Consider the following 25,255-nt stretch of genomic DNA (forward strand, 5'->3'; position numbering starts at 1 on the left):
ATGCAAGCCGCCCGCGAAGCCTTCTTGACGCACCAGTGGCACGCCGCCTCACTGCTTGCCCCCCAGCCACCGGCCAGTTCCTCCCCCTATCAGGGGGAGACTAGGAGGGGGTACTCCGATGCAGTAACCCTCACCAACCCCGCCACCCTCACCGACACGATCGGCACCGTCACCAACGCCACCCCGGCCGACGTAACCACCGCCGTAACCGCCGCCGCCATCTCGTCTTGGCCCCAAACCCCGGCGACCACCCGCGCCAATCTCCTCCGCGCCACCGCCGATCTCTACGAGGCCAACGCCGCCGAATTCTTCGCCCTCCTCGCCCGCGAAGCCGGCAAGTCCTGGGCCGATTCCATCGCCGAGCTCCGCGAAGCTGTCGATTTCCTGCGCTACTATGCCGAGCAGGCCGAGGCGCAGCCGCTGGCTGCCCCGCGCGGCCCCTTCGCCGCCATCTCGCCGTGGAATTTCCCGCTGGCCATCTTCACCGGCCAGATCGCGGCGGCCCTGGTCGCGGGCAATCCCGTCCTCGCCAAGCCCGCCCCGCAAACCCCGCTTATCGCCTACCGCGCTATCCAATTGATGCACGAGGCCGGCATCCCACGTGACGCCATCCAGCTCCTCCCCGGCGCCGGCGAAGTGGGCACCGCGCTCACGTCCGATGCCCGCATTGCCGGCGTCGCCTTCACCGGCTCGCTCCCCACCGCCCGCCGCATCGATCGCGCCATGGCGGCAAACCTTGCCCCCGACGCCCCGCTCATCGCCGAAACCGGCGGCCTCAACGCCATGATCGTGGATTCCACCGCGCTGCCCGAACAGGCCGTGCGCGACGTGCTCGCCTCTGCCTTCCAGTCCGCCGGCCAGCGCTGCTCGGCCCTGCGCATCCTCTATGTTCAGGAGGACGTCGCCGACCGCACGATCGAAATGCTCACCGGCGCCATGGACGAGCTCACCCTGGGCAATCCCTGGGACCTCGCCAATGATATCGGCCCCGTCATCGACGAAGCCGCCCGCACAAAGATCGAAAACCATGTCATGGCCTTCACCAAGGCCGGCAAGTTGATTCATCGCTTGAAGGCGCGGGGGCAGGGCACATTCGTTCCGCCCACCGTCCTGCGCGTCACCGGCATCGAGGATATCCCCGAAGAAATCTTCGGCCCGGTCCTTCATGTCGCGACCTTCAAGGCCGACGATATCGACTCCGTCATCGCCGCCATCAATGGCTCGGGCTATGGCCTCACCTTCGGCATGCACACCCGCATTTCATCGCGCGTCCGCGCCGTCTCGGCCCAGGTTCACGCCGGCAATATCTACATCAACCGCAACCAGATCGGCGCCGTCGTCGGCTCCCAGCCCTTTGGCGGCGAAGGCCTCTCCGGCACCGGCCCCAAAGCCGGCGGCCCCCACTATCTGCCGCGCTTCACGCTGGGCCACGCCCATCCACAAACCGCCGCGCTCCCGCTCCCCGGCCCAACCGGGGAAAGTAACACGCTCACCGTGGCCCCCCGCGGCACGCTGCTCTGCCTCGGCCCCACCGAAGCCGACCACGCCGCCCAGCGCCAGATGGCCGAAGCCACCGGCTGCATCGCCCTAACGTCCGAACTCGACCTCGACGCCCTGGCCCACGCCGCAACCTTCCAGGCTATTGCCTATTTCGGCATCGACCCCAACCTGCGCGCCATCCGCATCGCCCTCAGCGCCCGCGACGGCGCCCTCCTGCCGCTGCTGACCTCCGCCAACGACACCGCCCGCCTGCAACTCGAACGCCACATCTGCATCGACACCACGGCGGCCGGCGGCAATGCCAGCCTGATGGCGTCAGCAGGGTAGGGCATCCCAGTAGACCTCATGGTGAGCCTGTCGAACCACGAGGTCGTGGCACCATCCCGCCACACCCCCATCCTTCGACAAGCTCAGGATGAGGTCTACTCGGACTAGGCAACCCACGGAGCCACCCTTCGCCCCTTGTGGGAGAGGGACAGACCTGACGCGTTCAGCGGAAGGTCAGGGTGAGGGGCTTCGATCCGTCCCGCAGGGCAAATCGCTCCAGTGGAGCGATTTGAGGAGAGAAGGCCATGAGAGCTACGCTCGAATGGCGCAAGCCCTCCCATGCTTCAATCTCAATTCCTCCCACAATGTCATTCCCGCGAAAGCGGGAACCTCCGTTTCCTTCTCTTCCACCCCGAAACAGAGGTCCCCGCTTTCGCGGGGATGACACCGTGGGTTTGGCGGGCACACAGCACAAAAAACACCCCCGGAGTTCCCTCCGAGGGTGCCAAATCTCTCGGCAGCGCTAAAACCTACCCCTTAGCCGCCACCAGAGCCGCCAGCTTCGCCGGTACCGCGATATACCGCCGGATCAGCTCCACCCGCTCGGGCGTATAATAATCAGCCACGTCGAGCATATTGAGCGTGCCCACCAGCTCCCCGCCCAAAATCACCGGCATATTGACCACCGATTCACACCCCAGCGACTGGATCAGCGGATAGTCCGGAAACACCTCGGCAATCGCCTCGATCGAGTTGGCGATGAAATATTGCCGCGCCTTGTGCACCGTATCGAACCAGTGGTCGTAATGCAGGGGCTTCGTCCCCGAGGTCGGATAATTGGCCGCATCGCTGGTATAAAGCCGGCGCGACAGCTCGTTTGCCATGTCCACGCTCATGAAGGTGAACAGCTTTGCCCCCACAATTTCTTGCGTCAGCGTCTGCAGCGCCTTGAACGCCTGCTCAGCGCCCTTCGCCTCGGCAATCTCGGCATCAAACCGCGCCACAGCTGCAAAATAGTCAGTCATTCTTTTGGTCCTTAGTCTTCGATGTATCCAGACCCACCGGCCCGTCTCCCTCCCCCTTGTGGGGAGGGGCTAGGGGTGGGGGTATTTCAGTTTTGCCTCAAAGCCCGACGTCCACCGGGCGGTCCCTCCCCCTATCAGGGGGAGGCTAGGAGGGGGTGACGAGAGCCCGAATATCCGGCGCCCATCCCCTCATCATCCCTCCCCTTAGGGGAGGGCGCAGATCACTCAAGCAGCCCGGTTCGCCCCCTCCGTCGCCGCCAGCAATTCCTTGGAATAGGCCTCCACCAGCTGCCCATGCTTGAGCTGCTCCACATCGGCCACTTCCACGATTCCCCCATGCCGCATCACGGCCAGCCGATCACACAGAAAGCTCACCACCGACAGATTGTGCGTCACCAGCAGATAGGTCAGCCCCTGTTCCCGCCGCAGCCGCTTCAGCAGATTCAAAATCTCCGCCTGCACGCTCACGTCCAACGCCGAAGTCGGCTCATCCAGCAGCAGCACCTTGGGCTCCAGCATCAGCGCCCGCGCAATCGCCACGCGCTGCCGCTGCCCGCCCGACAATTGGTGCGGAAAGCGGAACCGGAACCGCTGGTCCAGCCCCACGGCCTTCAACATCGCCTCCACCCGCTCATCCCGATTGCCCAGGCCATGAATGGCCAGCGGTTCGGTCAGCGCCGAGTCAATCGTCTTGCGCGGGTGCAGCGACCCATACGGGTCCTGAAACACCATCTGGCATTGCCTCGCCACGGCGCGATCCACCCCATGGCTGCGCGTCCGCCCCAGCACGGAGATCTCCCCCGTCCAGTCCGGCGCCAGCCCCGCAATGGCCCGCAAAATGGTCGATTTGCCCGAGCCGCTCTCGCCCACCAGCGCAAAGCTCTCGCCTTCCGCGATCGCCAGGTTCACCCCATGCACCACCTTGGTGTCGCCATAGGAAATATCGAGATTTTTGAGGTCTATCGCGTTCATGTGCCCGCCCATTGTGTCCGGTCGAGCACCGGCAATTCGTCCCGGCTCTCATTGATGGTCGGCATCGCCGCCAGCAGCCCCCGCGTATAGGGATGCTTGGCATTGGCCAATTCCCCCGCCGCGCATTCTTCCACCACAGTCCCCGAATTCATCACCAGAATCCGGTCGCAATAGCGGCTGACCAGATTGAGGTCATGGCTGATCAGGATCAGCCCCATGCCCTTGCGCGTCACCAGATCATCGATGATATCGAGCACCTGCGCCTGCACGCTCACATCCAGCGCCGAAGTCGGTTCGTCCGCAATCAGCAGTTCCGGCTCGGGGATCAGCATCATGGCAATCATGATGCGCTGCCCCATGCCGCCCGACACCTCATGCGGATAGAGCTTGGCCACCCGCTGCGGCTCATTGATCCGCACCGCCTCGAGCATGGAAATGATCCGCGCCTCGATTTCGCGCCGCGGCAGCTTCTGATGCGTCACCAGCGCCTCGGCGATCTGCTCGCCCACCGTCATCACCGGGTTCAGCGAATATTTGGGGTCCTGCATCACCATGGAAATGCGCGCCCCGCGCACCGAGCGCATCTGCTTTTCGCTCTGCGCGGTCAGATCGATCCCCTCGAATTCGAGTTTGTCCGCGCTCACCAGCCCCGGCTTGCGGATCAGCTTGAGAATCGCCCGGCCCGTCATCGACTTGCCCGAGCCACTCTCCCCCACAATGCCCAGCCGCTCGCGCCCTAGCTCGAACGAAATACCCTTCACCACCTCAACCCGCCCGCGATGGGTGGGGAAGCTGACGCGTAGATTTTCAACCTTCAGCAGCGGAGCCATCACTTGCCCTCGCTTTTCGGGTCAAGCACATCGCGCAAGCCATCGCCCAGGAAACAGAAGCCCAGGCTCACAATGATGATGGCAAAGCCCGGCATGGTCGCCACCCACCACTGATCCAGAATAAACGTGCGCCCCCGCGAAATCATCGCGCCCCATTCCGGCAATGGCGGCTGCGCCCCCAGCCCGATAAAGCCCAGCCCCGCGGCGGTCAGGATCACCCCGGCCATATCCAGCGTCACGCGGATAATCATCGAAGAGGTACACAGCGGCAGAATATGCTGCACGATCACCCGCAGCGGCGAAGCCCCCTGCAATTGCACCGCGGCAATGAACTCGGAATGCCTTATGGTCAGCGTCTCCGCCCGTGCAATACGCGCATAGGCCGGCCACGAGGTAATCGCGATGGCGATAATGGCATTGTTGATGCCCGGCCCCAGCGCCGCAACGAAGGCCAGCGCCAGGATCAGCTTGGGCATGGACAAGAAGATATCGGTGAACCCCATCAGGATGCGGTCCACCCACCCTCCGAAATAGCCCGATACCGCGCCCACCAAGAGGCCCAGCGGCGCCGAAATCAGCGCCACCAGCCCCACAATGGTCAGCGTAATCTGGCTGCCCCAGATCACCCGCGAAAAGATATCGCGGCCCAATTCATCCGTACCCATCCAGTGCGCACCCGACGGCGGTGCCAGCCGGTTCGCCAAATCCTGCCCGGTGGCGGAGTAGGGGGCCAGCCACGGCGCAAAGATCGCCGTCAGCACCAGTACGAGGATGATCACCCCGCCCACCACGGACAGGGGATTGCGCAGTAGCGCGGTAAACACCCGATACGCCCGCCCGGCATTGGCCTGCCAGCGCGAGGTCGGGGAATCTTCAAGCAACCAGTCGCGTGTTGAACTCATCAGCGTGCCCTCGGATCCAGCACCCGGTACAAAACGTCCGAGACCTTGTTGATGAAAATGAACACCGCCCCGATCACCAGCGTCGCGCCGAGCACCGCGTTCATGTCGGCATTCAGCAGCGCCGTGGTCAGGTAATTGCCGATCCCCGGCCAGGAGAACACCGTCTCGATCATCACCGAGCCTTCCAGCAGCGCCGCATAGCTCAGCGCAATCACCGTGATCAGCGGAACCCTTATCGGGTTGAATGCATGCCGCCAGATCACCACCCGCTCCGGCACGCCCTTGACGCGCGCCGTGGTCACGAATTCCTGGCTCAACTGATCCAGCATGAAGCTGCGCGTCATGCGCGCAATATAGGCCAGACTAAAGAACCCCAGCACCGCAGCGGGCAACAGCAAGTGATTGATCGCATTCCAGAAAATGTCGATATCGCCCGCGATCAGGCTGTCGATCAGTAACAACCCGGTTACCGGTGGCACCAAGCCATCGTAGAAAATATCCAGCCGCCCCGGCCCGCCAACCCAGCGCAGCCGGGCGTAAAACAGCGCCAGTCCCACCAGCCCCAGCCAGAAGGCCGGCACGGAATAGCCCAGCAGCCCGACGACGCGGATAATCTGGTCTAGCCAACTGCCCTGCCGGCTCGCCGCGATCACCCCAAGCGGCACGCCCAGCGCCACCCCGATCAGAATGCCGATCGTCGCCATTTCCAGCGTGGCCGGGAAAAATCGGCTGATATCGGCAATCACCGGCCGCCCGGTCGAAACCGACATGCCGAAATTGCCGCTCAGCACATTGCCGACATATTGCACGAACTGCACATAAAGCGGCTGGTCCAGCCCCATGGATAGCCGCGCCGCCTCATACACCGCCTTGCTCGCCCGGTCGCCCACCACCGCCAGCACCGGATCGATCGGGATCACCCGTCCGATGAAGAAGGTGATCGCCAGCAGCCCCAAAAAGGTGAGGAAAATCGTGATCACAAAGCTGGCCACAGCCTGCGCCCTGCGCCCCCAACGCTTGCCTGCACCAACGCCGGTGCTGGGGGAGGGTGGTGCTGTCCCGATCTGCGGCTCCATGCTCACGCGGCTAAATCCCCCAAAGAAAACAAGGCAATAGGCCTGCAAGCGGATTCTCTTGCAGACTGTGAAGGGCTTCACATTTCGCTTTCACCATACAGAAAACTTTGCTTATATCAAAAAAATTATGGTGGAGACGTATGGCAGGCACCGCGCTGACCAAGTCTGATCTGGATGGGCACCCCAAGGTGGGCTCGCTCATTCGCGCCCGTCGCCGCCAGCAGCAAATGACTCTGCAGGAACTCGGCACCGCCGCCGAAGTCTCGGTCGGCTATCTCAGCCAGGTCGAGCGCGATCACTCCACCCCATCCCTGGGCACCCTGGCGCAGATCGCCCGCGCTTTGGGCGTCGGCATCGACTATTTCGTCTCCGCCCCCAGCGCCGATAATGCCCTTACCCGCGCCAGTGAGCGCAACCGCTTTTCGGTCGATGGCTCCTCCATCATCTACGAACGGCTGGGCGCCGATTTCCCGGGCAACATGCTCTCCAGCTTCATCATGACGGTGCCGCCCGGCTACCGTTCGGAAACCGTGGCGCATGAGGGCGAGGAAATCCTCTACGTGCTCGAAGGCTCCATCACCCAGCGCCTCGAAGGCGAGGAAATGGTGATGAGCGCCGGCGATAGCCTGCACTTCCGCGGCAACCGCCCTCATTCTTGGTCCAACCACACCGACCAGCCCGCGCGCCTGCTCTGGACCGGCACGCTCACCCTCTTCCGCTCGACGGCCAAGCCTTCCCGCCAGCCGTCGGCGAAGCCGAAAACCGGCAAATCCAAGCCGATGAAACAAAAGAAATTGGTCAAATAGGAGTGTCGAGATTCAGGTGAGGGCGAAGCGAAAATGGTGAATTTCGAGAACCGGAGCGGAGCGTACGTTTGGGTACGTGAGCACCGGAAGCGCAGGAATTTGCCATTTGCAGCCAGCCATCGCCTGAAACTCGACACCCCGCTAATAACAGGAGAAACGCTGATGAGACTGTTTACTGCCGCCTTACTTGCTACTGCGCTGACGCTGCCGCTGGCCGGCACCGCTGCCTTCGCTGCCACGCCTGCCGACGCTCTCGTCGTCGCCCAGAATATCGACGATATCGTCGCTATCGATCCGGCCCAGGCCTATGAGTTCACCTCGGGCGAGCTCAATACCAATCTCTATGATCGCCTCGTGCAATACGACGCCGAGGACACCACTGTCCTCGCGCCCGGCCTCGCCACCGAATGGGTTGCCGACGACGCTGCCAAGACCATCACCTTCACCCTGCGCGATGGCGTCACCTTTTCCTCGGGCAATCCGGTTCGCCCCGAAGACGTGGTGTTCTCCTTCTCCCGCGTCATCAAGCTGAACAAGACCCCGGCCTTCATCCTGACCCAGCTCGGCTGGACCCCGGAAAACATCGCCGACATGGTCACAGTGGCCGATGGCAAGGTGGTCGTGAAGTATGACGGCGATTTCTCCTCCGCCTTCGTGCTCAACGTGCTGGCTGCTCGGCCCGCGTCGGTCGTCGACGAAGTCACCGTCATGGCCAATGAGGTCGATGGCGATATGGGCAATGCCTGGCTCAACACCAATTCGGCCGGTTCGGGCCCCTTCGTGCTGGCCGATTACCGTCCCGCCGAAATCATCCGCCTCACCGCCAATGCCAACTACTTCAAGGGCGCCCCGGCCATGAAGACGGTGATCATCCGTCACGTCGCCGAAGCCGCCACCCAGCAGCTCCTGCTGACCTCGGGCGACGTCGATATCGCCAAGAACCTCACCCCCGACCAGATCGGCAGCCTGCCTGCCGACAGCGTCAAGGTCGAAACCTTCCCCCAGGCGGCCGTGCACTTCCTCTCCTTCAACCAGAAGGACGAAGCCCTCACTCCGCCAGCCGTGTGGGAAGCCGCCCGTTATCTCGTCGACTACGATGGGATGACCAAATCCTTCCTCGCTGGCCAAATGGAAAAGCACCAGGCCTTCTGGCCCAAGGGCTTCCCCGGCTCCTATGACGAAACCCCCTATAGCCTCGACGTCGAAAAGGCCAAGCAGATCCTGGCCGATGCGGGTATCAAGACCCCCATCACCGTGACGCTGGACGTGATCAACTCGACCCCGTTCACCGATATCGCCCAGTCCTTGCAGGCATCCTTCGCCGAAGCCGGTATCAATTTCGAAATCCTGCCCGGCACCGGCGCTCAGGTCATCACCAAATATCGTGAGCGCACCCACCAGGCCATGCTGCTCTATTGGGGCCCCGACTTCATGGACCCCCATTCCAACGCCAAGGCCTTCGCCTACAATTCGAACAATGCCGACGACGCCTACGCCGCCACCACCACCTGGCGCAATGCCTGGGCCGTGCCCCAGGAAATGAACGACGAAGTGACCGCCGCCCTGGCCGAACCCGATCAGGCCAAGCGCAACGAGCTCTATGTTGACCTGCAGAAGCAGGTGCAGGAAACCTCGCCCATCGTCATCATGTTCCAGGCCACCTACCAGGTCGCCATGGCCAACGCCGTCAACGGCTACGTCAACGGCGCCACGTCGGACTTCGTCTACTACCGTCTCGTGACGAAGCAGTAATCCCGCAGCGGCCCTGCCATGCCGCCGCGAACGGGAGCCGGGCCCAAGCCCGGCTCCCAAATATCCACCACAATGTCATTCCCGATGTCGCGGGAATGACACTGAGGGAAAGTTGACGGGCATTATCGTCCCGATCCACCGGCTTCACCCTCCCCCTTGTGGGGAGGGAAGCGAGATAGGATTTAGCTTCAGCTAAATCCGTAATCGAGCAGGGTGGGGGTATGCTTCCGCATACTCGATGCCCCGGATACCCCCTCCTAGCCTCCCCCTGATAGGGGGGAGGGATCTCTCCACTCTTGGGACCACATCGCGTCACAAGCACAGGGCGATCCCTCCCCCTATCAGGGGGAGGCTAGGAGGGGGTACCCCCACAAAAACTCAAAACCACGAGCCCAACATGAATCCCACCCTCACCACCCGCCTCGCCAATCTCCGCGCCATCATGGCCGCCACCAATACCGACCTGGTCGCCATCGGCCCCTCCAGCCACATGCTCTACCTGGCCGATCTCTCCCCCCACGGTGACGAGCGCCCCGTCCTGCTACTCATCTCGCAAACCTTCGCCGGCTTCCTCATGCCCGCGCTCAATGCCGATAGCGCCCGCCAGCACACCGATTTGCCCTTCTTCCCCTGGACCGACGCTGACGGTCCCGATGCCGCCCTGCAGGACCTGCTCAACGCCACCGGCGTTCCGCGCATCAGCCCGTCCATCGTCCTCGACGAAACCATGCGGGCCGATTTCGCGCTCCTCGTCCTCGATGCGCTGCCCGGCGCCAGCCGCCGCTTCACCAATGACACAGTCGGCTATCTCCGCTCCCGCAAGGACGAAGCCGAATACACCGCCCTCAAGACGTCAGCCGTCCTCAACGACGCGGCCATGGCAGCCGGCTTCGCCGCCCTCAAGCCCGGCATTACCGAGCTTGAAGTCGCCAATACCATCCGCGAATTCTACAAGGCCAATGGCGCCACGCCCGAATTCACCAGCGTCTGCTTCGGCCCCAACGGCGCCTTCCCGCACCACCACACGGGCGACACCCAGCTCAAATCCGGTGACGCCGTCCTCATCGATATCGGCGGCCGCATCCACGGCTACCCCTCCGACATGACCCGCGTCGGCTTCTTCGGCTCGGCCCCTGAAGGCTTCGGCCAGATCCACTCCATCCTCGACCACGCCGTCACCGCCGCCATCGCCGCGGCCAAGCCCGGCGTCAAAGCCAGCGCCGTCGACAAAGCCGCCCGCGACGTCATCACATCAGCCGGCTACGGCCCCAATTTCCTCCACCGCACCGGCCATGGCCTGGGCATCGATATCCATGAAACGCCCTACATCACCGCCACCAGTGAGACGGTGCTGGAAGAAGGCATGGTCTTCTCCATCGAGCCCGGCATCTACCTGCAAGGCCAATTCGGCCTGCGCCTCGAGGAAATCGTCATCATCCGCAATGGGGTAGCCGAAATCCTCTCCGACATGCCGCGTAACGCTGTAGCCGCCGGCTGAACTTGCGCCCTTCTCACCTCTCCTTTTGGGGGAGAGGTCGGCGCGTAGCGCCGGGTGAGGGGGCCTTCCGTGAGGTATTCATGCCCCCAATTCTCACCACTGACCGCCTCATCCTGCGCGCCCACACCGCCGCAGACTTCCCCGGCTGCTACACCCTCTGGTCCGATCCAGACGTCACCCGCTTCATCGGCGGCCGCCCGAGTACGCAAGAAGAAGTCTGGTCCCGCATCCTGCGCTATATCGGCCATTGGGAGGTGCTGAACTACGGATATTTCCTCGTCACCGAGCGCCAGACTGGCGCCGTAGTCGGCGATTTCGGTCTCGCTGACTTCCGCCGCAATGTCGTCGCGCCCTTCGGCGACACCCCGGAAGCCGGCTGGGTCATGCTGCCGCAATATCACGGCAAGGGTCTCGCCCAGGAGGCCCTCACCGCTGTCCTCGCCTGGGCCGACCGGACCATGCCGCGCACGGTCTGCATGATCCACCCTGACAACGCGCCCTCCCTCAAGCTGGCCGCCAAGCTGGGCTACACCGAATATGCCCGCGGCCAATACGGCGAACACACCCCGATCCTGCTGGAGCGGGTCGTGAGGTAGCGCAATCGCTCTGGCCAAACACCGGCCGTCATCCTCGGGCTTGACCCGAGGGCTCTAAACTTGCGGAGCATCGGAGGGTGACGGAGCTTTGCGTAAGATCTACGCCCTTAGCAGGGGCGTGCCTTTGGCCACATCCCGCTCAAACACCAGCACATCATCCGCCACGCTCAACCGCCCGTGATGCACGGCCGTCTTCCGGGCCGCCATATCCGGCGGCCCGGCCTTGTCGGCCAGCTCGTCCCATTCGGGATGCGTAAAATAATATAGCGCCCCATGGTCCCCCACCACGACCACATCGGCATGCCGCAGGAAGCGGATATCCATCGGATCGGAGCCCGGCTCGCCCCCGATGATCCCCTGCCGCTCCCAATTCACCGCATCCTTGGAGCGGTACACGCCTTGCCCGCGCCATTCGTCGACGATCAGCCAGTGCCAGCCGCCCAGCACGAACACATTGGGCCCCTCATGCGGCGGTGCATCGGGCGAGCCGGGCAGCACCAGCCCCTCCTGCCGCCAAGCATAAAGGTCCGTGCTCACCGCGCTCCACGTGCTCGAGCCGGCATCCTCGTCCTTGTACCACATGCGCCACAGCCCATCCGGGCACTTGAGCACACAGGCATCGATCACCCGCGGCCCATTGAGCGTCAGCGGCCCCACCCGCGTCCAGGTCTCGAGATCAGGGCTGGTGAAATGCGTGATCGTCCGCGGCACGCCCGGCCAATTGTCCGGTATGCCGGGGATATAGCTCAGCCACATGTGATACTCGCCCTCGGCCCAGATCACCTCCGGCGCCCAATGCGTATTCTTGCCCGGCACGTCGGCGGGGTCGTCGAGCCCCTTCACCGTCCCGCGATAATGCCAGCTCGCCCCATCATCCCTGCTCACCGCCACCCCAATCGGCGAACCATGGATCCAGGTAAAATTCGGCCCCTCCGCCGCCGGCTGCCGGTTGGTGTAAAACATCCACCACTCATCGGTACCCTGCTTGCGAATAACCGTCGGATCAGCCGCCCCATCGGCGATCGGATCGCGGTAGATTGGTGCGCTCATTTTGCCTCCGGTGTTTCAGTCATCACCCCTCGCCCCTTGTGGGAGAGGGATAGAAAATTCGCGTTCAGCGGATTTTCGCGGGTGAGGGGTGCTGCGCTCGCCCATCGCTTCAATGCTTATGAGCGCAACCCAAACCGAAATTCGCCTCCGCGAATTCGGTGTCCCTTCGGGCACCTTCTCCCACCAGGGGAGAAGGGAAGGGCCCTACACCCCCTCATAAACCCGCACCGACCGCCCATCCGGCCGATCAACCAATCTACCCCCAACGCCCACCAAGCCATTGGCGCGACTCACCATCTCCCGGTCCGTCGCTAGCTTCCCGTCGCCCGCATCCTCAGTGCTCAGCACACTGGCCTTGAGCAGCCGCGAATAGGGATGCTCGGGATTATCCAGCACCGTCCGCGCATCGCCCATCTCCACGATCCGCCCGCGCTGCATGATGATGATGCGGTTGGAAATGTAATACGCCGTCGCCAGATCGTGGGTGATGTAGATCACCGAAACCTTCAGATCATCCCGCAGGCTCTTGAGCAGGTTGACGATGCTCATGCGCAGGCTGGCATCCACCATGGACACCGGCTCGTCCGCAATCAGCAGCGGCGGATTGGGGATCAGCGCCCGCGCAATGGCCGCGCGCTGGAGTTGCCCGCCGCTCATTTCATGGGGATAGCGCCCCTTCACTTCGGCGAGGCTCAGCCCCACCTTCTGCAGCGCCCCGTCCATCGCCCGGTCGAGCTCGGTCCGGTCCCGCAGCTTCAAAAACCGCCGCGCCGTGGATTCCAGATACCGATCGATCCGCTTGAGCGGGTTGAACGCCTCGAACGGGTTCTGGAACACCGGCTGCACATTGGCCATGAAGTCGAGCCGCTCGGCCCGGCTCACCTTGGCGCTCACCGTCTTGCCGCGAAAGCTGATCGTGCCAGTGCTGGGCAATTCCAGCCCCAGGATCATGCGCGCCAACGTGGTCTTGCCCGACCCGCTTTCCCCGATAATGGTGAAAATCTCGGGCTTCTCGACGCTCAGCGAGAAGCTCGCACCCTCCACGGCATTGACCACCTTGCGCGACAACAGCCCGCCCATGGTGAATTGCTTGGACACATTGTTGATATCCAGCAGCGTGCTCATGCCATCACCCCGTGGCTTGCATGGGGCGCCACCAGCGGCTCCACATCCTGCCAGCGCCAGCAGGCGGTGCGATGATCCTTGCCCACCGTTTCCATCGGCGGCACGTCGGTCTTGCACTTGTCCACGGCCAGCGGGCACCGCGGATGAAACCGGCACCCCGTCGGCGGTGACGCCAGGCTCGGCGGCCGCCCCTCCAGCGCCGGGCGCTGCGCCGTATCGCCAATGCGCGGCAGGCTCGCCACCAAATGCGCCGTATAGGGATGCTTGGGCGCAAAGAACATTTCGCGCGTCGGCCCTTCCTCCACCAGCCGCCCGGCATAGATAATGCCCACGCGGTCGGCGACATTGGCATGCACGCTCATGTCATGCGTCACGAACACCACCGAGGCGCCCATCTCTTTCTGAATATCGCGGATAAGGCTCAGCACTTCCTTCTGCACCACAACGTCCAGCGCTGTCGTCGGCTCATCCGCAATGATGAATTCGGGGTGGCATACCGTCGCCAGCCCAATGGTCACGCGCTGCCGCATGCCGCCCGAGAGTTCATGCGGATAGGCCCGCAGCACATCCGGCGACAGCTTGAGCCGATCCAGATGCCCGATCACCCGCTGCTTGAATGCATCGCCCGACAGGCCCAGGGGCTTGGCCGCAAAATCCTCGAACGTCTTGCCAATCCGGCGCACCGGGTTCAGCACGCTCATCGAGCCCTGCATGATGTAGCTCAGATGCTTCCAGCGCACCGCCTCGATCTGCTTGTCGCTGGCCGTGGCGACATCGATCGGATGCCCCTTGAAGTCATATTTGACCGAGCCGGCCACCACCCGGAACGGCGGCCGCATCGCCGCCGCCAGCACCTTGATAAACGAGGTCTTGCCCGACGAGCTTTCCCCCGCAATGCCATAAACCTCGTTGCGCTTGATGCTCATGGTGATGTCGTCGACGGCCCGCACTTCGCGCTGCACGCCGTAATAGTTCATCTGGTAATAGGCCTTGAGCCCATCGACGGTCAGGATTTCATTGGCCATCATCAAGCTCCCATGCGGCGAAGGCGGCTGCGCGGGTCGATATATTCGTTCATCGACATGGCCAGCAGGAACAGCCCGATAAAGGTGATGACGATCAGCACCACCGGAATGAGGATCCACCACCACACGCCCACCATCATGGCCGAGTGGGAATTGGCCCAGTAGAGCACTGTGCCGATAGTGGGGTTATTCAGATTGGTGAAGCCCAGCACCGCCATGGTCACTTCCAGCCCGATCGACCACAGCATGTTGTTCATGAAGGTCGCGAACACGATCGGCATCACATAGGGCAGATGCTCTTCCAGCAGCACCTTGCGGGTGCTCATGCCGGCAAACACCGCATGCCGGGTGAATTCGCGATGCTTGAGGCCCAGCGCCACCGAGCGGATCAACCGCGCGTCGAACGGCCAGCCGAAACACGCCATGATCAGTGCCAGCGTGAAACTGTCCAGATTATTGCGCAGCACGAAATAGAACAGCACCAGGATCGGAAAGATCGGCACGGCCACGAAGATGTCGTTGATGAACATCAGCACCCGGTCGACCCATCCGCCGGCATAGCCAGACAGCAGGCCCACGGCGATCGAGATGATGCGGCTCAGCACGGCCACGGTAATGCCGAAGATCAGGCTGTTCTTGAACGCGGCGGAGAGCTGCCAGAACAGGTCCTGTCCGCGCGAATTGGTGCCGAACCAATATTGGGGCGAGGGCGGCTGGTCGGGCACGGTCATGTAGATCAGCGTGGGATCGACCGGCGAAAAAAAGCTCAGCGCCGCGAAAATCACCACGAACCCGACGAGGATCAGCCCGATGGTGAATTCCAGATTATAGCGGATGAGGTCGCGAAAGACTGCAAACATAGGGGCCTACTCCGTCCGCACGCGGGGATCGAGCAAAGGATGCAGCAGGTCGACGATGAAGATCGCCAGGGCCACCGCGGTGATCGAAACGGTCGATACCGCCAGCACCAGCGAATAATCGCCATAGTTCACCCCATCGATCAGCAGCGAGCCGATGCCGGGATAGTTGAACACCTGCTCGGTGATGACGGTGCCCGAAAACACCCCGCCCAGCGCCATGGCCAGTGCCGTCAGCTGCGGCACCATGGCGTTGCGGATGATATAGGCGTCCACAATGGTCCGGCGGCTCACTCCGCCCAGTTCGGCATAGGTCACGTAATCGTCGTTGACGATATTGGACACCAGCGCCCGCATGCCCAGGAACCAGCCGCCAAACCCGACCAGCACCAGCGACAGCGCCGGCAGGATGGAGTGCTGCAGGATCGAGCCGATATAGGTCAGCGTCATTCCCGGCCGCACATCCATGGCAAAGCCGCCGGAAATGGGCAGCACCGGCCATAGAAAGCCGAAAATGACCAAGAGGATGAAGGCCACGACATAATAGGGGATCGGCTGGACGGCGATGGCGACGATGCCGAACGCCTGGAAAAACCGGTTATCGGGATTATAGCCCGCCAGCGCGCCAAACAGATTGCCGATGATGAAGGTGATCAGCGTCGAGGTGGTCAACAGCCCCAGCGTCCAGGGCAGGGCGCGGGCGACCAGTTCCATCGACGGGGTAGGGAAGGCCAATAGCGAGGGGCCCAGATCGCCGCGCAGCAGGCGCGCCCAGAAATTGAAGTACTGGGTCACGATCGGCTGCCCGGTGCCATAGAGCTCGGTCAGCGCCGCGCGGGTCGAGGCGATGGCCTCGGGCGACAGGTTCGAGCGGGCTGACAATCGTCCCAGCACCTGTTCCACCGGATCGATCGGGGACAGATGCGTCACCAGAAACGTCGCCGAAACCCCGCAAAAGATAACCGCAAGCAATTGCAGGATGCGCTTGCCGACAAACCATAGATAAGTGTTCATATATTTACCTCGCGACCTCGGCCCTTTCTTCCCCTCGCCCCTTGAGGGAGAGGGACAGATTTTCTGCGTTCAGCAGAAAATCAGGGTGAGGGGTTCTGCGCTCGCTCATGCCAGAAGTGCAGAAAGAAGCCCCTCATCCCAACCGAGACTCGCGTCCACACATTCATCCCCATGCGGCCCGGCCCGTAGGCCGAGCCACCGGGGAGGCTCTTACGCGCCTGTAGCAGGCGTGATCTGGGTGAAGATGTACCGCCCGTTCGACCAATTGGTCACCGGATTGGCGTAGTTGTTTTCCGCGTTCGGCCAGCCGGTCCAGTAGCGGGTCGATTGGAGCGAGAACACGTTATAGGCCATGATCGGAATGTTCGGCATCTCCTCGAGGTGGAGCTTGACGAAGTCCGTGCCATATTCGATCCCCTTGGGATCATTGAAGTCGATGCCACGGATTTTCTCGATGATTTCGTCGAGCCGCGGATCCTTCCAGCGCATCCAGTTGCGGTCGGGCTGCGAGGCGCCGGGCTCAACCACGTAATCGGAATGATAGCTGTCGAGGAAGAAGCTGAGGTCGGGGTGACCGCCCCAGGTTTCCACCGCCCAGGCAATGTTGACTTCGTAATTGCCGACGCGTTGACGATCCCAGGTATCCGAGGCCGCTTCCACCTGTGCCTGCACGCCATTCTGCGCCCAGGTCTGGGCAATGATCGAGCCCAGCCGGTTGACCACGCCATCGGTCGGCACCATCACCGAGAAGGTGAAAGGCTGGCCATCCGGCTGCGTCCACTGGTTGCCGTTCTTGGTGAAGCCGGCAGCGGTCAGCAGTTCTTCGGCCGCCGGGATATTCTGCTTCCACCAGCCATAGCCAAAGGCATTGCGGATGGCGGTTTCGTCGCTCGGCACGGCGTCGCCGAATTGCGGGCGAACCATCTCGGCGATCTGCAGCCCGACTTCGGGGTCGTATGGCTTGACCTTGCTGGTGCCGGTGTCGATCTCGTAATTGGTGAGAAATTCCTGCAACGGCCCGTGATAGTCGCGCGGATGGGTGCCGGTTGGCGGCACCGAAATCGCCGATAGCGTCGCAGCGCCGCGATAGCTGGCCATCGACATGGCCCGTGCATCGAGCATCAGCGTCAGGGCCCAGCGCACGCGCTTGTCCTGGAACTTGGGGTTCTGCAGGTTGAAGATCGCCATCACCAGCGTCGGATCGGGATGGGCATAGGGGAAGCCGGGGAACCAACCCTTGATCTGCGGGTCCTGCGCCACCACCGAGAATGTGGCTTCCGGGGTCAAGTCATGCACCATGTCGAGATTGCCATTGCGCATCTCGATCAGCCGGTTATCCGGGGACATGTTGTTGCGATAGATGATGAAGCGCGGCTTGGGCTCGCCCACCATGCCCAGCGCGGTCTTTTCCCAATCGGCGCGCTTTTCCCAGATATACCAGGTGCCGTTCGGATCGAACGAATGCAGCGTATACGGCCCCAGGCTCACCGGCGGATTGTTGTCGAAGCTGAGAATGTCCTCGACCTTCTCGAATACATGCTTGGGCATGATCCAGGCGCCGGTCCAGCGCACCGAGAACAGCGTGTGGAAGCGCGAATTGGAGGCGTTGAGCTTGAAGTGAACGGTATAGGGGTCGGTTGCTTCCACCGAAGCGACCTGCGCGGTAAACGCGCCATTGAACGGGGTGCCGGGCGTCGCCTTCTGCTTTTCGACGGTATAGACCACGTCGTCGGCGGTGAAATCGACGCCATCGCTCCAGGTGATGCCCTGTTTCAGCTTCACGGTCATTTCCGTGAAATCGTCATTATACTGCCAGAGATCGTCGGCCAGCGAATTGTAGATGGCGTTCTCGCTCGCGCCCGCCACGCCGGCATCGGGATCGATCAGCCAGAGCGTATCGGTGGTCAGCTGGTGCAAGCCATTGCTGGTGCCATTGCCGGCGCCGACAACCCATGGATTGAACCAACCCGGATTACGGATGATCCCCTCTGGGTTGTGCACGATGACAGTCTCGTTGCGCGGGAATTGCGCGAGGTCCGGCGCTACGCCTTCGGCCTCTTGTGCGAAGGCCAGGCCCTTGCTCGCCAGCAGCAATGCGCTGACTGCCGTACCCATCATAAAGCTACGTCTATCCATTTGATCCTCCCTTGTGGCGTGCCCTCCAGCACGTCGGCTGAAATGCCTCCAGCATTCCAACTTGGCGCCCTCCGGCGCTCGTCCGATATGCTACTCAACCATCCGTCATTGTCAACGCACTATCTGATGTAAATCGGAAACCGTGATATACAATACAAAGGGACGCACCGTCGCTGGTGCGTCCCTTTGAACGCTCTAAATGAGCACCTTAACGGTTCTCAACGCTAACAGTCCGTTAGCGTATTAGGGGGCTGGTCAACGCATTTGCGCTGCCCGAACCGGGCGTGATTTCGCTCTTCCCACAAGGGGTGGCAGCCTCCACGGCGCCGGGTGGGAACCCACAAAACGGCAACCAACCACAATGTCATTCCGGCGCAGGCCGGAATCCATGCTGAAGGTTATCCCCATGCTCGATAGCAGTGTAGGTGTGGGGTGATCCCCACACCATTGACCGACCGCGTCAGATCTTCACACGCACCATCTGGTACGAGTAAGGCGGCAGGGACACGCTCAGCTTGCCATCGGCAATCTTGGCGCCGCTGCCCTTGCGGGGGGCAACTTCATCCTGCTTCTTGGCGGTATTGACCGCCTTGAGGTCGGGATGGGTCATCACCTGGTGGTCGATCACCGTGCCGGCGCCAAAGCCCTGCAGGCTCACTTCGGTCTCGATGCTTTCGCTGGTGTGCCGGTTGACGAGGAAGAAGCTCAGCGTGCCTTCCTCTTCATTATGCACGCCCGAAACGTCGACAAACGGGGTGTCGGCTGCATGCGTCGTCTCGTAGCCGGGCGAATTGACCAGCAATTGCAAGGCTGTACCGCGACCGAACACCGAGGCGAAGAAGTACGGATAATAGATGGTTTGCGCCCAGGCCGGGCCGCCCTTTTCCGTCATGATCGGCGCGATCACGTTCACCAGCTGCGCGATACAGGCGATCTTCACCACATCCGAGCGGCGGATAAAGGTGTTGAGGATCAACCCCACCATCAGCACGTCTTCGAAATTGTAGATGTCCTCAAGCAGGCCCGGCGCATGCGGCCAGCCGCTATTGCCGTCCAGGATCTCGCGGTCCTTCTTGTTGGAATGGTACCAGACGTTCCATTCATCGAAGGAAATATAGACGTCGCGCTTGGACTTCTTCTTGGCCTTGACCTGCTTGATGGTCGAGGCGACCGTCTCGATATAGGTGTCGAGCTTTTCGCTCAGGCCGAGATAGTTCGGCGTGTTGTTGTCGCGATTGGCGAAGTACATGTGCAGGCTGATATGATCGACGTGATCATAGGTATGCTCCAGCACGATGCGCTCCCAATCGGGATAGCTGGCCATGTCCGAATTGGACGAGCCGCACACGATCAGTTCCAGTGATTTGTCGAACATGCGCATGGCGCGCGCCGTGTTGGCGGCCAGCTTGCCATACTCATCCGCATCCTTGTGGCCGACCTGCCAGGGCCCGTCCATCTCATTGCCGAGACACCACATTTTGACGTTCCACGGCTCCTTGCGGCCGTTCTTGATGCGCAGGTCGCTCCAGTAGGAGCCACCTGGATGGTTCACATATTCCAGGAAATTGCGCGCCTCATCGACGCCGCGCGAACCCAGGTTCACAGCCAGCATCATCTCGGTGCCCACGGTAGCGCACCAATCGGCAAATTCATGCACGCCTACGGCATTGCTGTCCGACGTGTGCCAGGCCAGGTCGAGGCGGGTAGGGCGCTGCTCGCGCGGCCCGATGCCGTCTTCCCAATTATAGGCCGAAACGAAGTTACCCCCGGGGTAGCGCACCACCGGTACATTGAGGTCCTTGACCAGCTTGGCCACATCCCCGCGCATGCCATCCTTGTCGGCAGTCGGGTGGTCGGGCTCATAAATACCCTCATAGATCGCCCGGCCCAGATGTTCCAGAAATGCCCCATACACACGATCATCGATTTTCGAAATCGTGTAGTCCTTATGCGCAGTAACGGACGCCTTCACTTGGTCCTCCCTTCAATCCCGATTTTCTGATTTATATCAGTTGCCCCGTTGTAAACGAGGTCAGGCGCGTCGCGCAAGGGGCAGGGCAAACAAATTCGACGGGGATTAAATCAGCGCTCGGTCTGCAGCCGCAGGATGATGTCCTGGTCGTAATTGCCGAAGCCGCGGCCGAAAATATTGATGCCGCCCGGATGTTTAGCGTCGGGCTTCACCGCGATGCGCAGCCGAATGGAATGGTGATTGGCCAAGTCCAGATCCACCAGTGACACCGGGGATATCTTGACGCCGTCGACATAAGTGCCGTCCGGCATCACCCGCCAGCTTTTGAGCTTGCCATACTGGCTGCCCTTCAATTTCCACCAATCGGGGGTATAGACGCCCCGTTTGTCCCCAAAGTCCCCCGGCGACGTCCAGGTGCCGATTTCCGTGCCATTGACCGAAAGCGTGATGTCGCTGGGCCAGTCGGCCGAAGTGCCCGGCACTTCCGAGCTCAGCTCCATGGAAAATTCCATCGCCTCGATCTTGTTCTGGCTCAGCTTGGCATTGTTGGGAAATTGATATTCCACATATCCCCGCGTGAACCAGATCAGCCCGGTCTTCATCCGGTCCGGATCAAGGAAAGTATCGGGCACATCCAGCAACCCGATAATTCCCTCGCTCGAGCACAACCCGCACGGCGCCGAAACCTCGCAACTGGTATAAAGTCCAAGCGGCATGGCCACTTCGATACTGTTGGACTTCAGCGGCGAGATGTCTTCCTTGAACATCACCAGCACTTCATCAAACATCGAATGGCAGATTTTCTGATTGCCCTTCCGCGCTTTCTGCGTCTCGGTACGGATCAGTCCGGCCGCCTCCAGCACCTGGATATTTGTCGAAATCGTCGACTGGGGCAGGCCCAGTTTCTCGGCAATATCATTGCCGTTCATCGACCCTTCGACATGCAAAAGCTTCAGAATGCGGATGCGGATTGTCGACGCCAGCCCCTTGAGCACCTCGATGCCTTCTTCGGGGTCGACGACCAGAAAATTGCGGCTCATGACGGACTTTCAGCGGGGAACAAAGCGAATAAACATGTCTATCAGGATCGCTGATACAATCAACCGCATTGCGCCGAGGCGGCCCGCGATCAGATATGATCGATCGTGCTCTTAGGCGTGCCGGTCACCTCGAACCAATTAGTCGGCCGCTCGACAAACCGTTGCACCGCCGGGGGCTCGGGGCCTTCATGCAGCGCCCGCACTTGATCGCCAATCTCGGCATCGGCCTTGGTCATCCGCAGATTGTGCCTGACATATTCAGTCCAGGTCGGTGTTTGATAAGTTTCGGTCCACAGATTGGGCTGTCCGAGATCGCGCAGCAGCGTCCAGTGCCGCGCCCCGTCCCGCCGCCTGATTCGACGACGCGCATCCATTGCCGCCATGAATGCAGTAAGATTTTCCGGTCGAATTTTGTAGGTTATCTGGATCAGGATAGGCCCGCTGCGCGGCTGCAATTCCAGCTCCAGATGCGGCTCCTGCCAGCGATTGAGCGGGTCGAGATCCAGCATTGTCCGCGGCGGCAGGGGTATCCGCAAGCCCAGCAGTGCCCCCGCCAGCATCAGCAGGCTCGCCCCGCCGAAGGCGATGGCCAGCCCATAGCTTTCCGCCGCCAGGCCCCAGATCCAACTGCCCAGCGCCATGCCGCCAAACGTCGCCGTTTGGTACAGCGACAGCGCTCGGCCCACCACCCAGCGCGGCGAGGATAACTGCACCGACACATTGAACAGCGACAGCGCCAACACCCAACTCGCCCCCGCCAGCATCAAGGCCGGCGAGGTCAGCCACACCGAAGTGCTGATACCGGTGACAAAGGCCGCCAAAGCAAAGCTGACAAAGGCGATGCGCACCACCGCCTCGCTGCTGAAGCGCACATGCAGCCGGCTGCTCAGCAGTGCTCCGCCAACCGCGCCCAGCCCGAAACTGCCCAGCATCAGGCCATAGGTCAGCGGTCCGCCGGTCAATTGCGATGCCGATACCACCGGCAGCAGCGCCATCACCGAAATGGCTGTGAACCCGAAAATCGAGGCCCGCAGCAAGATCCGCAACAGATTGGGCGACATCGCCACATAGCGAACGCCCGACAGCATGGCCGGCCCGATCCCCTCGCGAGGCAGGCGGCTGGGCTCCGTCACGGGTTTCCAGCGGAAAAGCACATAGAGCAGGCCCAGATAGCTCAGCGCATTGAGCGCAAACGCTCCCGCGGCCCCCGCCACGGCCACGATAATGCCGCCAATAGCCGGCCCCACGCTGCGCGAAATATTGAAGCCGATGGAATTGAGCGTCACCGCCGCTGGCAATTGCGTGCGTGGCACCAGATCGCCCACCGAAGCCTGCCAGGACGGATTGTTGAGCGCCGTGCCGCAGCCCAGCAGAAAGGTAAAGCCCAGCAGCAGCCAGGGCGAAATCAGCCCCAAAAATGCTCCGGCCATCAATAGCAATGACACACCCAGCATGAAACACTGCGCGATCAGCATTACCCGCCGGCGATTGAAGCTATCCGCAATGGCACCGCCCAGCAGCGAAAACAGCATGATCGGCAGCGACGTCGATGCCTGCACCAGCGCCACCATGTCCACGCTGTCGGCAATCGAGGTCATCAACCAGGCCGCGCCGACGCCCTGGATCAACGCGCCGAAACTCGACACCAGATTGGCGACCCAGATATTGCGGAAGGTTCCATTTTCCAGCGGAACCAGCGGGGAAAGGCGCTCAGCCATGGGCGGACGGATCAATGATTTGCATACTGCCTGATATAGACCCGCTTCCCTCTCCGGGATCAACCGCCGTCTGTGCTAGATGATGAGATTTTAGGCGAGTGCGAATGGGTACATATTGCTAAAATAGAATAACAAAATAGCAAAAGATGCTTTGCATAGCGATTTATGGGGTATATGATACCTGCAATGTGGTGATCGGCGAAGGATGCAACGTTATGGAAGGTTCGCGCGGATTTGCCGCCGCTTCGGCGGCGGGCGTAGATCGGGCCTGGGCTTGCCGGGCCATTTCGCTGCTGGAGGCGGAAGGGCGCCGCTCGGCCGACACGCATCTGATTTCGCTGCCTTTTTCGGGCCTGCCTGATCAGTCCTTCTATTTCAAGGATGAATCGGCCCACCCCACCGGCAGCCTCAAGCACCGTCTGGCGCGTTCTCTGTTTCTCTATGGCATCTGCAACGGCAAGATCACCGAGGGCGTCACGCTGACCGAAGCCTCCTCCGGCTCCACCGCCGTCAGCGAGGCCTATTATGCACGCCTGCTTGGCCTGCAATTCATCGCCGTGCTGCCCGCCACCACCAGCCCGCGCAAGATCGAAGCGATCACCCAGCAGGGCGGCCAATGCCATCTCGTGGAGGATGCCTCCACCATCTACGAAGAGGCCGCGCGCCTCGCCCGGGATAGCGGCGGTCACTATCTCGACCAGTTCACCTATGCCGAGCGCGCCACCGATTGGCGCGGCAATAACAACATCGCCGAATCCATCTTCCGGCAGATGGAATCCGAGCCTCATTGCATCCCGAGCTGGATCGTTATGGGCGCCGGCACGGGCGGCACTTCGGCCACGATCGGCCGCTATATTCGCTATCGCAGCTATCCCACCCAGCTCTGCGTCGCCGATGTCGAGCACTCGGCCTTCTATGAGGGCTGGGCCACCGGCAATCCCGACGCCACTTGCGATTGCCCGACGCGCATCGAAGGGGTAGGGCGCCCACGCGTCGAAAAGTCATTCGTGCCCGAAGTCGTCGACCAGATGATCAAGGTGCCTGACGCGGCCTCGCTCGCCGCCATGCGCGTGCTGTCGCAGCGCCTGTCACGTCGCGTCGGCGGTTCCACCGGCACCAATTTCTACGGCATGTGCTGGGCCGCTGCGCAGATGCGCAATGCCGGACAGGCCGGCTCACTGGTCACCCTGATCTGCGACAGCGGCGAGCGCTACGCCGATACCTATTACAATGATGTCTGGCTCGCCGCCAAAGGCCTGGACATCGCGCCGCACGTTGCGATGCTTGAAGCCTTCCTCGAAGGCGGTCCCTTTGTGCCGGGGGCGAAGTAAGCGCCGCCAGGACACCGTTCTGCAGCAGGCGTGTCCCCATCTACGGTGTCACCCCGGCGCAGGCCGGGGCCCATCTCGAGATCGCGCCCTAGCCGCAAGGTGTGTGAGTGGGTAGTCCTGCGATCTGGCGGTGTGTGCCCAGGTCCCAAGATGGGCCCCGGCCTGCGCCGGGGTGACACCGAGAGTAGGGTGGCAGGGTGGCCAGCACCCTGCTTCCGCTCCCCCCAATTGCAGCCATCCGCCACAATCTGGTCACCCCGCCGCCACGCCTTCTAACCAATTGTGAGCGCTCGAAAACAAGTTGCCGTGAAGTTCATGAACAGCATGAACAAAATGAAATCTTGTTGCCGGAGTTTAACTGGAACGAGCTTGCCGGCGGGCGCATCGTCACTTCACCAAACATAGAGGAGTTGGGAAGTGAAAAAGATTGCCGCAGTTCTGATCGCTCTTTCCGCAATCGGCAGCGTTGCTGCTCCGGCCTTCGCCGCGACGGCCCCGCACCATTGCGTCTACAAAGACAAATCCATGTGCCATACGGCCGATGGTGACGAGAGCCTGGGTTCGACCAAGAATAACTGACCCGTCGTCAGCCCTGTCCAGAGCGCCGCCTCACGAGGCGGCGCCTCTCCCACATTTCCCGCCCGCTTGACTCTCAAATGTCCTTCAAGCATGTATGACACCGATGTCATGACATCGGTGTCATACGCCGAGGCAGCATCGTTGAGGAGCAATCGGCCGCTCGGCCGGGGTAGGGAGGATCGCC

At 61.9% G+C, this 25,255-nt stretch carries 21 protein-coding genes; 7 read left to right on the forward strand and 14 right to left on the reverse strand.

The genetic code is table 11. The features are described 5' to 3' along the window. On the forward strand, positions 1–1,827 hold a 1,827-nt coding region (locus ACI3KW_RS16910; RefSeq protein ID WP_404849063.1), incomplete at its 5' end, for an L-glutamate gamma-semialdehyde dehydrogenase. A 470-nt stretch (positions 1,828–2,297) separates the two neighbouring features. Here the strand turns inward: ACI3KW_RS16910 and ACI3KW_RS16915 are convergent. From ACI3KW_RS16915 to ACI3KW_RS16935, 5 genes are all read right to left on the reverse strand, one after another. Continuing rightward, the gene (locus tag ACI3KW_RS16915; protein WP_404849064.1) at positions 2,298–2,792 is read right to left on the reverse strand and encodes a GAF domain-containing protein; all 495 of its coding nucleotides are present in this window, start codon (positions 2,790–2,792) and stop codon (positions 2,298–2,300) included. A 225-nt stretch (positions 2,793–3,017) separates the two neighbouring features. Next, positions 3,018–3,764, reverse strand: coding sequence for an ABC transporter ATP-binding protein (locus tag ACI3KW_RS16920; RefSeq protein ID WP_404849065.1), 747 nt, complete (start codon positions 3,762–3,764; stop codon positions 3,018–3,020). Continuing rightward, positions 3,761–4,594: an ABC transporter ATP-binding protein gene (locus ACI3KW_RS16925; RefSeq protein ID WP_404849066.1), complete on the reverse strand. Its 834-nt coding sequence runs from the start codon at positions 4,592–4,594 to the stop codon at positions 3,761–3,763. Before ACI3KW_RS16925 ends, ACI3KW_RS16920 begins: the two co-directional genes overlap by 4 nt. Beyond that, positions 4,594–5,496: an ABC transporter permease gene (locus ACI3KW_RS16930; protein ID WP_404849067.1), complete on the reverse strand. Its 903-nt coding sequence runs from the start codon at positions 5,494–5,496 to the stop codon at positions 4,594–4,596. Before ACI3KW_RS16930 ends, ACI3KW_RS16925 begins: the two co-directional genes overlap by 1 nt. Beyond that, the gene (locus tag ACI3KW_RS16935) at positions 5,496–6,572 is read right to left on the reverse strand and encodes an ABC transporter permease (RefSeq protein ID WP_404849185.1); all 1,077 of its coding nucleotides are present in this window, start codon (positions 6,570–6,572) and stop codon (positions 5,496–5,498) included. The genes ACI3KW_RS16930 and ACI3KW_RS16935 overlap by 1 nt, the downstream gene beginning before the upstream one ends. Positions 6,573–6,712: 140 nt before the next feature. On the opposite strand from ACI3KW_RS16935, the gene ACI3KW_RS16940 reads away from it, so the two are divergent. The 4 genes from ACI3KW_RS16940 (at position 6,713) to ACI3KW_RS16955 (ending at position 11,224) form a co-directional block, all read left to right on the forward strand. Beyond that, positions 6,713–7,378: a helix-turn-helix domain-containing protein gene (locus ACI3KW_RS16940; RefSeq protein ID WP_404849068.1), complete on the forward strand. Its 666-nt coding sequence runs from the start codon at positions 6,713–6,715 to the stop codon at positions 7,376–7,378. Positions 7,379–7,540: 162 nt separating this feature from the next. Next, a complete protein-coding gene (locus ACI3KW_RS16945; RefSeq protein ID WP_404849069.1) occupies positions 7,541–9,130 on the forward strand; it encodes an ABC transporter substrate-binding protein in 1,590 nt (529 codons plus the stop codon). A 397-nt stretch (positions 9,131–9,527) separates the two neighbouring features. Further along, on the forward strand, positions 9,528–10,628 hold the full coding sequence (locus ACI3KW_RS16950) for a M24 family metallopeptidase (RefSeq protein WP_404849070.1): 1,101 nt from the start codon (positions 9,528–9,530) through the stop codon (positions 10,626–10,628). Between the two features lie 80 nt (positions 10,629–10,708). Then, a complete protein-coding gene (locus tag ACI3KW_RS16955; protein WP_404849071.1) occupies positions 10,709–11,224 on the forward strand; it encodes a GNAT family N-acetyltransferase in 516 nt (171 codons plus the stop codon). Positions 11,225–11,323: 99 nt separating this feature from the next. On the opposite strand, the gene ACI3KW_RS16960 is transcribed toward ACI3KW_RS16955, so the two are convergent. The 9 genes from ACI3KW_RS16960 to ACI3KW_RS17000 form a co-directional block, all read right to left on the reverse strand. Next, a complete protein-coding gene (locus tag ACI3KW_RS16960) occupies positions 11,324–12,274 on the reverse strand; it encodes a hypothetical protein (protein ID WP_404849072.1) in 951 nt (316 codons plus the stop codon). Positions 12,275–12,478: 204 nt separating this feature from the next. Then, on the reverse strand, positions 12,479–13,399 hold the full coding sequence (locus ACI3KW_RS16965; RefSeq protein ID WP_404849073.1) for an ABC transporter ATP-binding protein: 921 nt from the start codon (positions 13,397–13,399) through the stop codon (positions 12,479–12,481). Then, positions 13,396–14,424: an ABC transporter ATP-binding protein gene (locus tag ACI3KW_RS16970; protein ID WP_113120264.1), complete on the reverse strand. Its 1,029-nt coding sequence runs from the start codon at positions 14,422–14,424 to the stop codon at positions 13,396–13,398. The genes ACI3KW_RS16965 and ACI3KW_RS16970 overlap by 4 nt, the downstream gene beginning before the upstream one ends. 2 nt (positions 14,425–14,426) lie before the next feature. Further along, positions 14,427–15,284 (reverse strand): ABC transporter permease, encoded by an 858-nt coding sequence (locus ACI3KW_RS16975; RefSeq protein ID WP_113120250.1) that lies wholly within the window; start codon positions 15,282–15,284, stop codon positions 14,427–14,429. 6 nt (positions 15,285–15,290) lie between these two features. Further along, on the reverse strand, positions 15,291–16,295 hold the full coding sequence (locus ACI3KW_RS16980; RefSeq protein ID WP_113120249.1) for an ABC transporter permease: 1,005 nt from the start codon (positions 16,293–16,295) through the stop codon (positions 15,291–15,293). 210 nt (positions 16,296–16,505) lie between these two features. Continuing rightward, entirely contained in the window at positions 16,506–18,431 is a 1,926-nt protein-coding gene (locus tag ACI3KW_RS16985) for an ABC transporter substrate-binding protein (RefSeq protein WP_262168775.1), read from the reverse strand. A gap of 460 nt (positions 18,432–18,891) precedes the next feature. Then, a complete protein-coding gene (locus tag ACI3KW_RS16990; protein ID WP_404849074.1) occupies positions 18,892–20,403 on the reverse strand; it encodes an alpha-N-arabinofuranosidase in 1,512 nt (503 codons plus the stop codon). Between the two features lie 110 nt (positions 20,404–20,513). Next, positions 20,514–21,443, reverse strand: a complete 930-nt coding sequence (locus tag ACI3KW_RS16995) for a transcriptional regulator (protein WP_113120247.1) — start codon at positions 21,441–21,443, stop codon at positions 20,514–20,516. 89 nt (positions 21,444–21,532) lie between these two features. Next, positions 21,533–23,161, reverse strand: coding sequence for an MFS transporter (locus ACI3KW_RS17000; protein ID WP_404849075.1), 1,629 nt, complete (start codon positions 23,159–23,161; stop codon positions 21,533–21,535). A gap of 215 nt (positions 23,162–23,376) precedes the next feature. Between ACI3KW_RS17000 and ACI3KW_RS17005 the strand changes: the two genes are divergently transcribed. Next, entirely contained in the window at positions 23,377–24,492 is a 1,116-nt protein-coding gene (locus ACI3KW_RS17005; RefSeq protein ID WP_404849076.1) for a PLP-dependent cysteine synthase family protein, read from the forward strand. 417 nt (positions 24,493–24,909) lie between these two features. Then, on the forward strand, positions 24,910–25,071 hold the full coding sequence (locus ACI3KW_RS17010) for a hypothetical protein (RefSeq protein WP_162740071.1): 162 nt from the start codon (positions 24,910–24,912) through the stop codon (positions 25,069–25,071). The last annotated feature ends 184 nt before the right edge of the window (positions 25,072–25,255 follow it).

The organism is Devosia sp. ZW T5_3 (assembly GCF_044987315.1).
In the GTDB taxonomy this organism is placed as follows: Bacteria; Pseudomonadota; Alphaproteobacteria; order Rhizobiales; family Devosiaceae; genus Devosia.

Excerpts from the sequence above, each read along its gene's own strand:
- ACI3KW_RS16915 (WP_404849064.1), bottom strand. The coding sequence starts at position 2,792 with ATGACTGACTATTTTGCAGCTGTGGCGCGGTTTGATGCCGAGATTGCC.
- ACI3KW_RS16955 (WP_404849071.1), top strand. The coding sequence starts at position 10,709 with ATGCCCCCAATTCTCACCACTGACCGCCTCATCCTGCGCGCCCACACC.
- ACI3KW_RS16970 (WP_113120264.1), bottom strand. The coding sequence starts at position 14,424 with ATGGCCAATGAAATCCTGACCGTCGATGGGCTCAAGGCCTATTACCAG.
- ACI3KW_RS16950 (WP_404849070.1), top strand. The coding sequence starts at position 9,528 with ATGAATCCCACCCTCACCACCCGCCTCGCCAATCTCCGCGCCATCATG.
- ACI3KW_RS16920 (WP_404849065.1), bottom strand. The coding sequence starts at position 3,764 with ATGAACGCGATAGACCTCAAAAATCTCGATATTTCCTATGGCGACACC.
- ACI3KW_RS16940 (WP_404849068.1), top strand. The coding sequence starts at position 6,713 with ATGGCAGGCACCGCGCTGACCAAGTCTGATCTGGATGGGCACCCCAAG.
- ACI3KW_RS16980 (WP_113120249.1), bottom strand. The coding sequence starts at position 16,295 with ATGAACACTTATCTATGGTTTGTCGGCAAGCGCATCCTGCAATTGCTT.
- ACI3KW_RS16930 (WP_404849067.1), bottom strand. The coding sequence starts at position 5,496 with ATGAGTTCAACACGCGACTGGTTGCTTGAAGATTCCCCGACCTCGCGC.
- ACI3KW_RS16995 (WP_113120247.1), bottom strand. The coding sequence starts at position 21,443 with ATGAGCCGCAATTTTCTGGTCGTCGACCCCGAAGAAGGCATCGAGGTG.
- ACI3KW_RS16935 (WP_404849185.1), bottom strand. The coding sequence starts at position 6,572 with ATGGAGCCGCAGATCGGGACAGCACCACCCTCCCCCAGCACCGGCGTT.
- ACI3KW_RS16975 (WP_113120250.1), bottom strand. The coding sequence starts at position 15,284 with ATGTTTGCAGTCTTTCGCGACCTCATCCGCTATAATCTGGAATTCACC.
- ACI3KW_RS16960 (WP_404849072.1), bottom strand. The coding sequence starts at position 12,274 with ATGAGCGCACCAATCTACCGCGATCCGATCGCCGATGGGGCGGCTGAT.
- ACI3KW_RS17000 (WP_404849075.1), bottom strand. The coding sequence starts at position 23,161 with ATGGCTGAGCGCCTTTCCCCGCTGGTTCCGCTGGAAAATGGAACCTTC.
- ACI3KW_RS16925 (WP_404849066.1), bottom strand. The coding sequence starts at position 4,594 with ATGGCTCCGCTGCTGAAGGTTGAAAATCTACGCGTCAGCTTCCCCACC.
- ACI3KW_RS16945 (WP_404849069.1), top strand. The coding sequence starts at position 7,541 with ATGAGACTGTTTACTGCCGCCTTACTTGCTACTGCGCTGACGCTGCCG.
- ACI3KW_RS16985 (WP_262168775.1), bottom strand. The coding sequence starts at position 18,431 with ATGGATAGACGTAGCTTTATGATGGGTACGGCAGTCAGCGCATTGCTG.
- ACI3KW_RS16965 (WP_404849073.1), bottom strand. The coding sequence starts at position 13,399 with ATGAGCACGCTGCTGGATATCAACAATGTGTCCAAGCAATTCACCATG.
- ACI3KW_RS17005 (WP_404849076.1), top strand. The coding sequence starts at position 23,377 with ATGGAAGGTTCGCGCGGATTTGCCGCCGCTTCGGCGGCGGGCGTAGAT.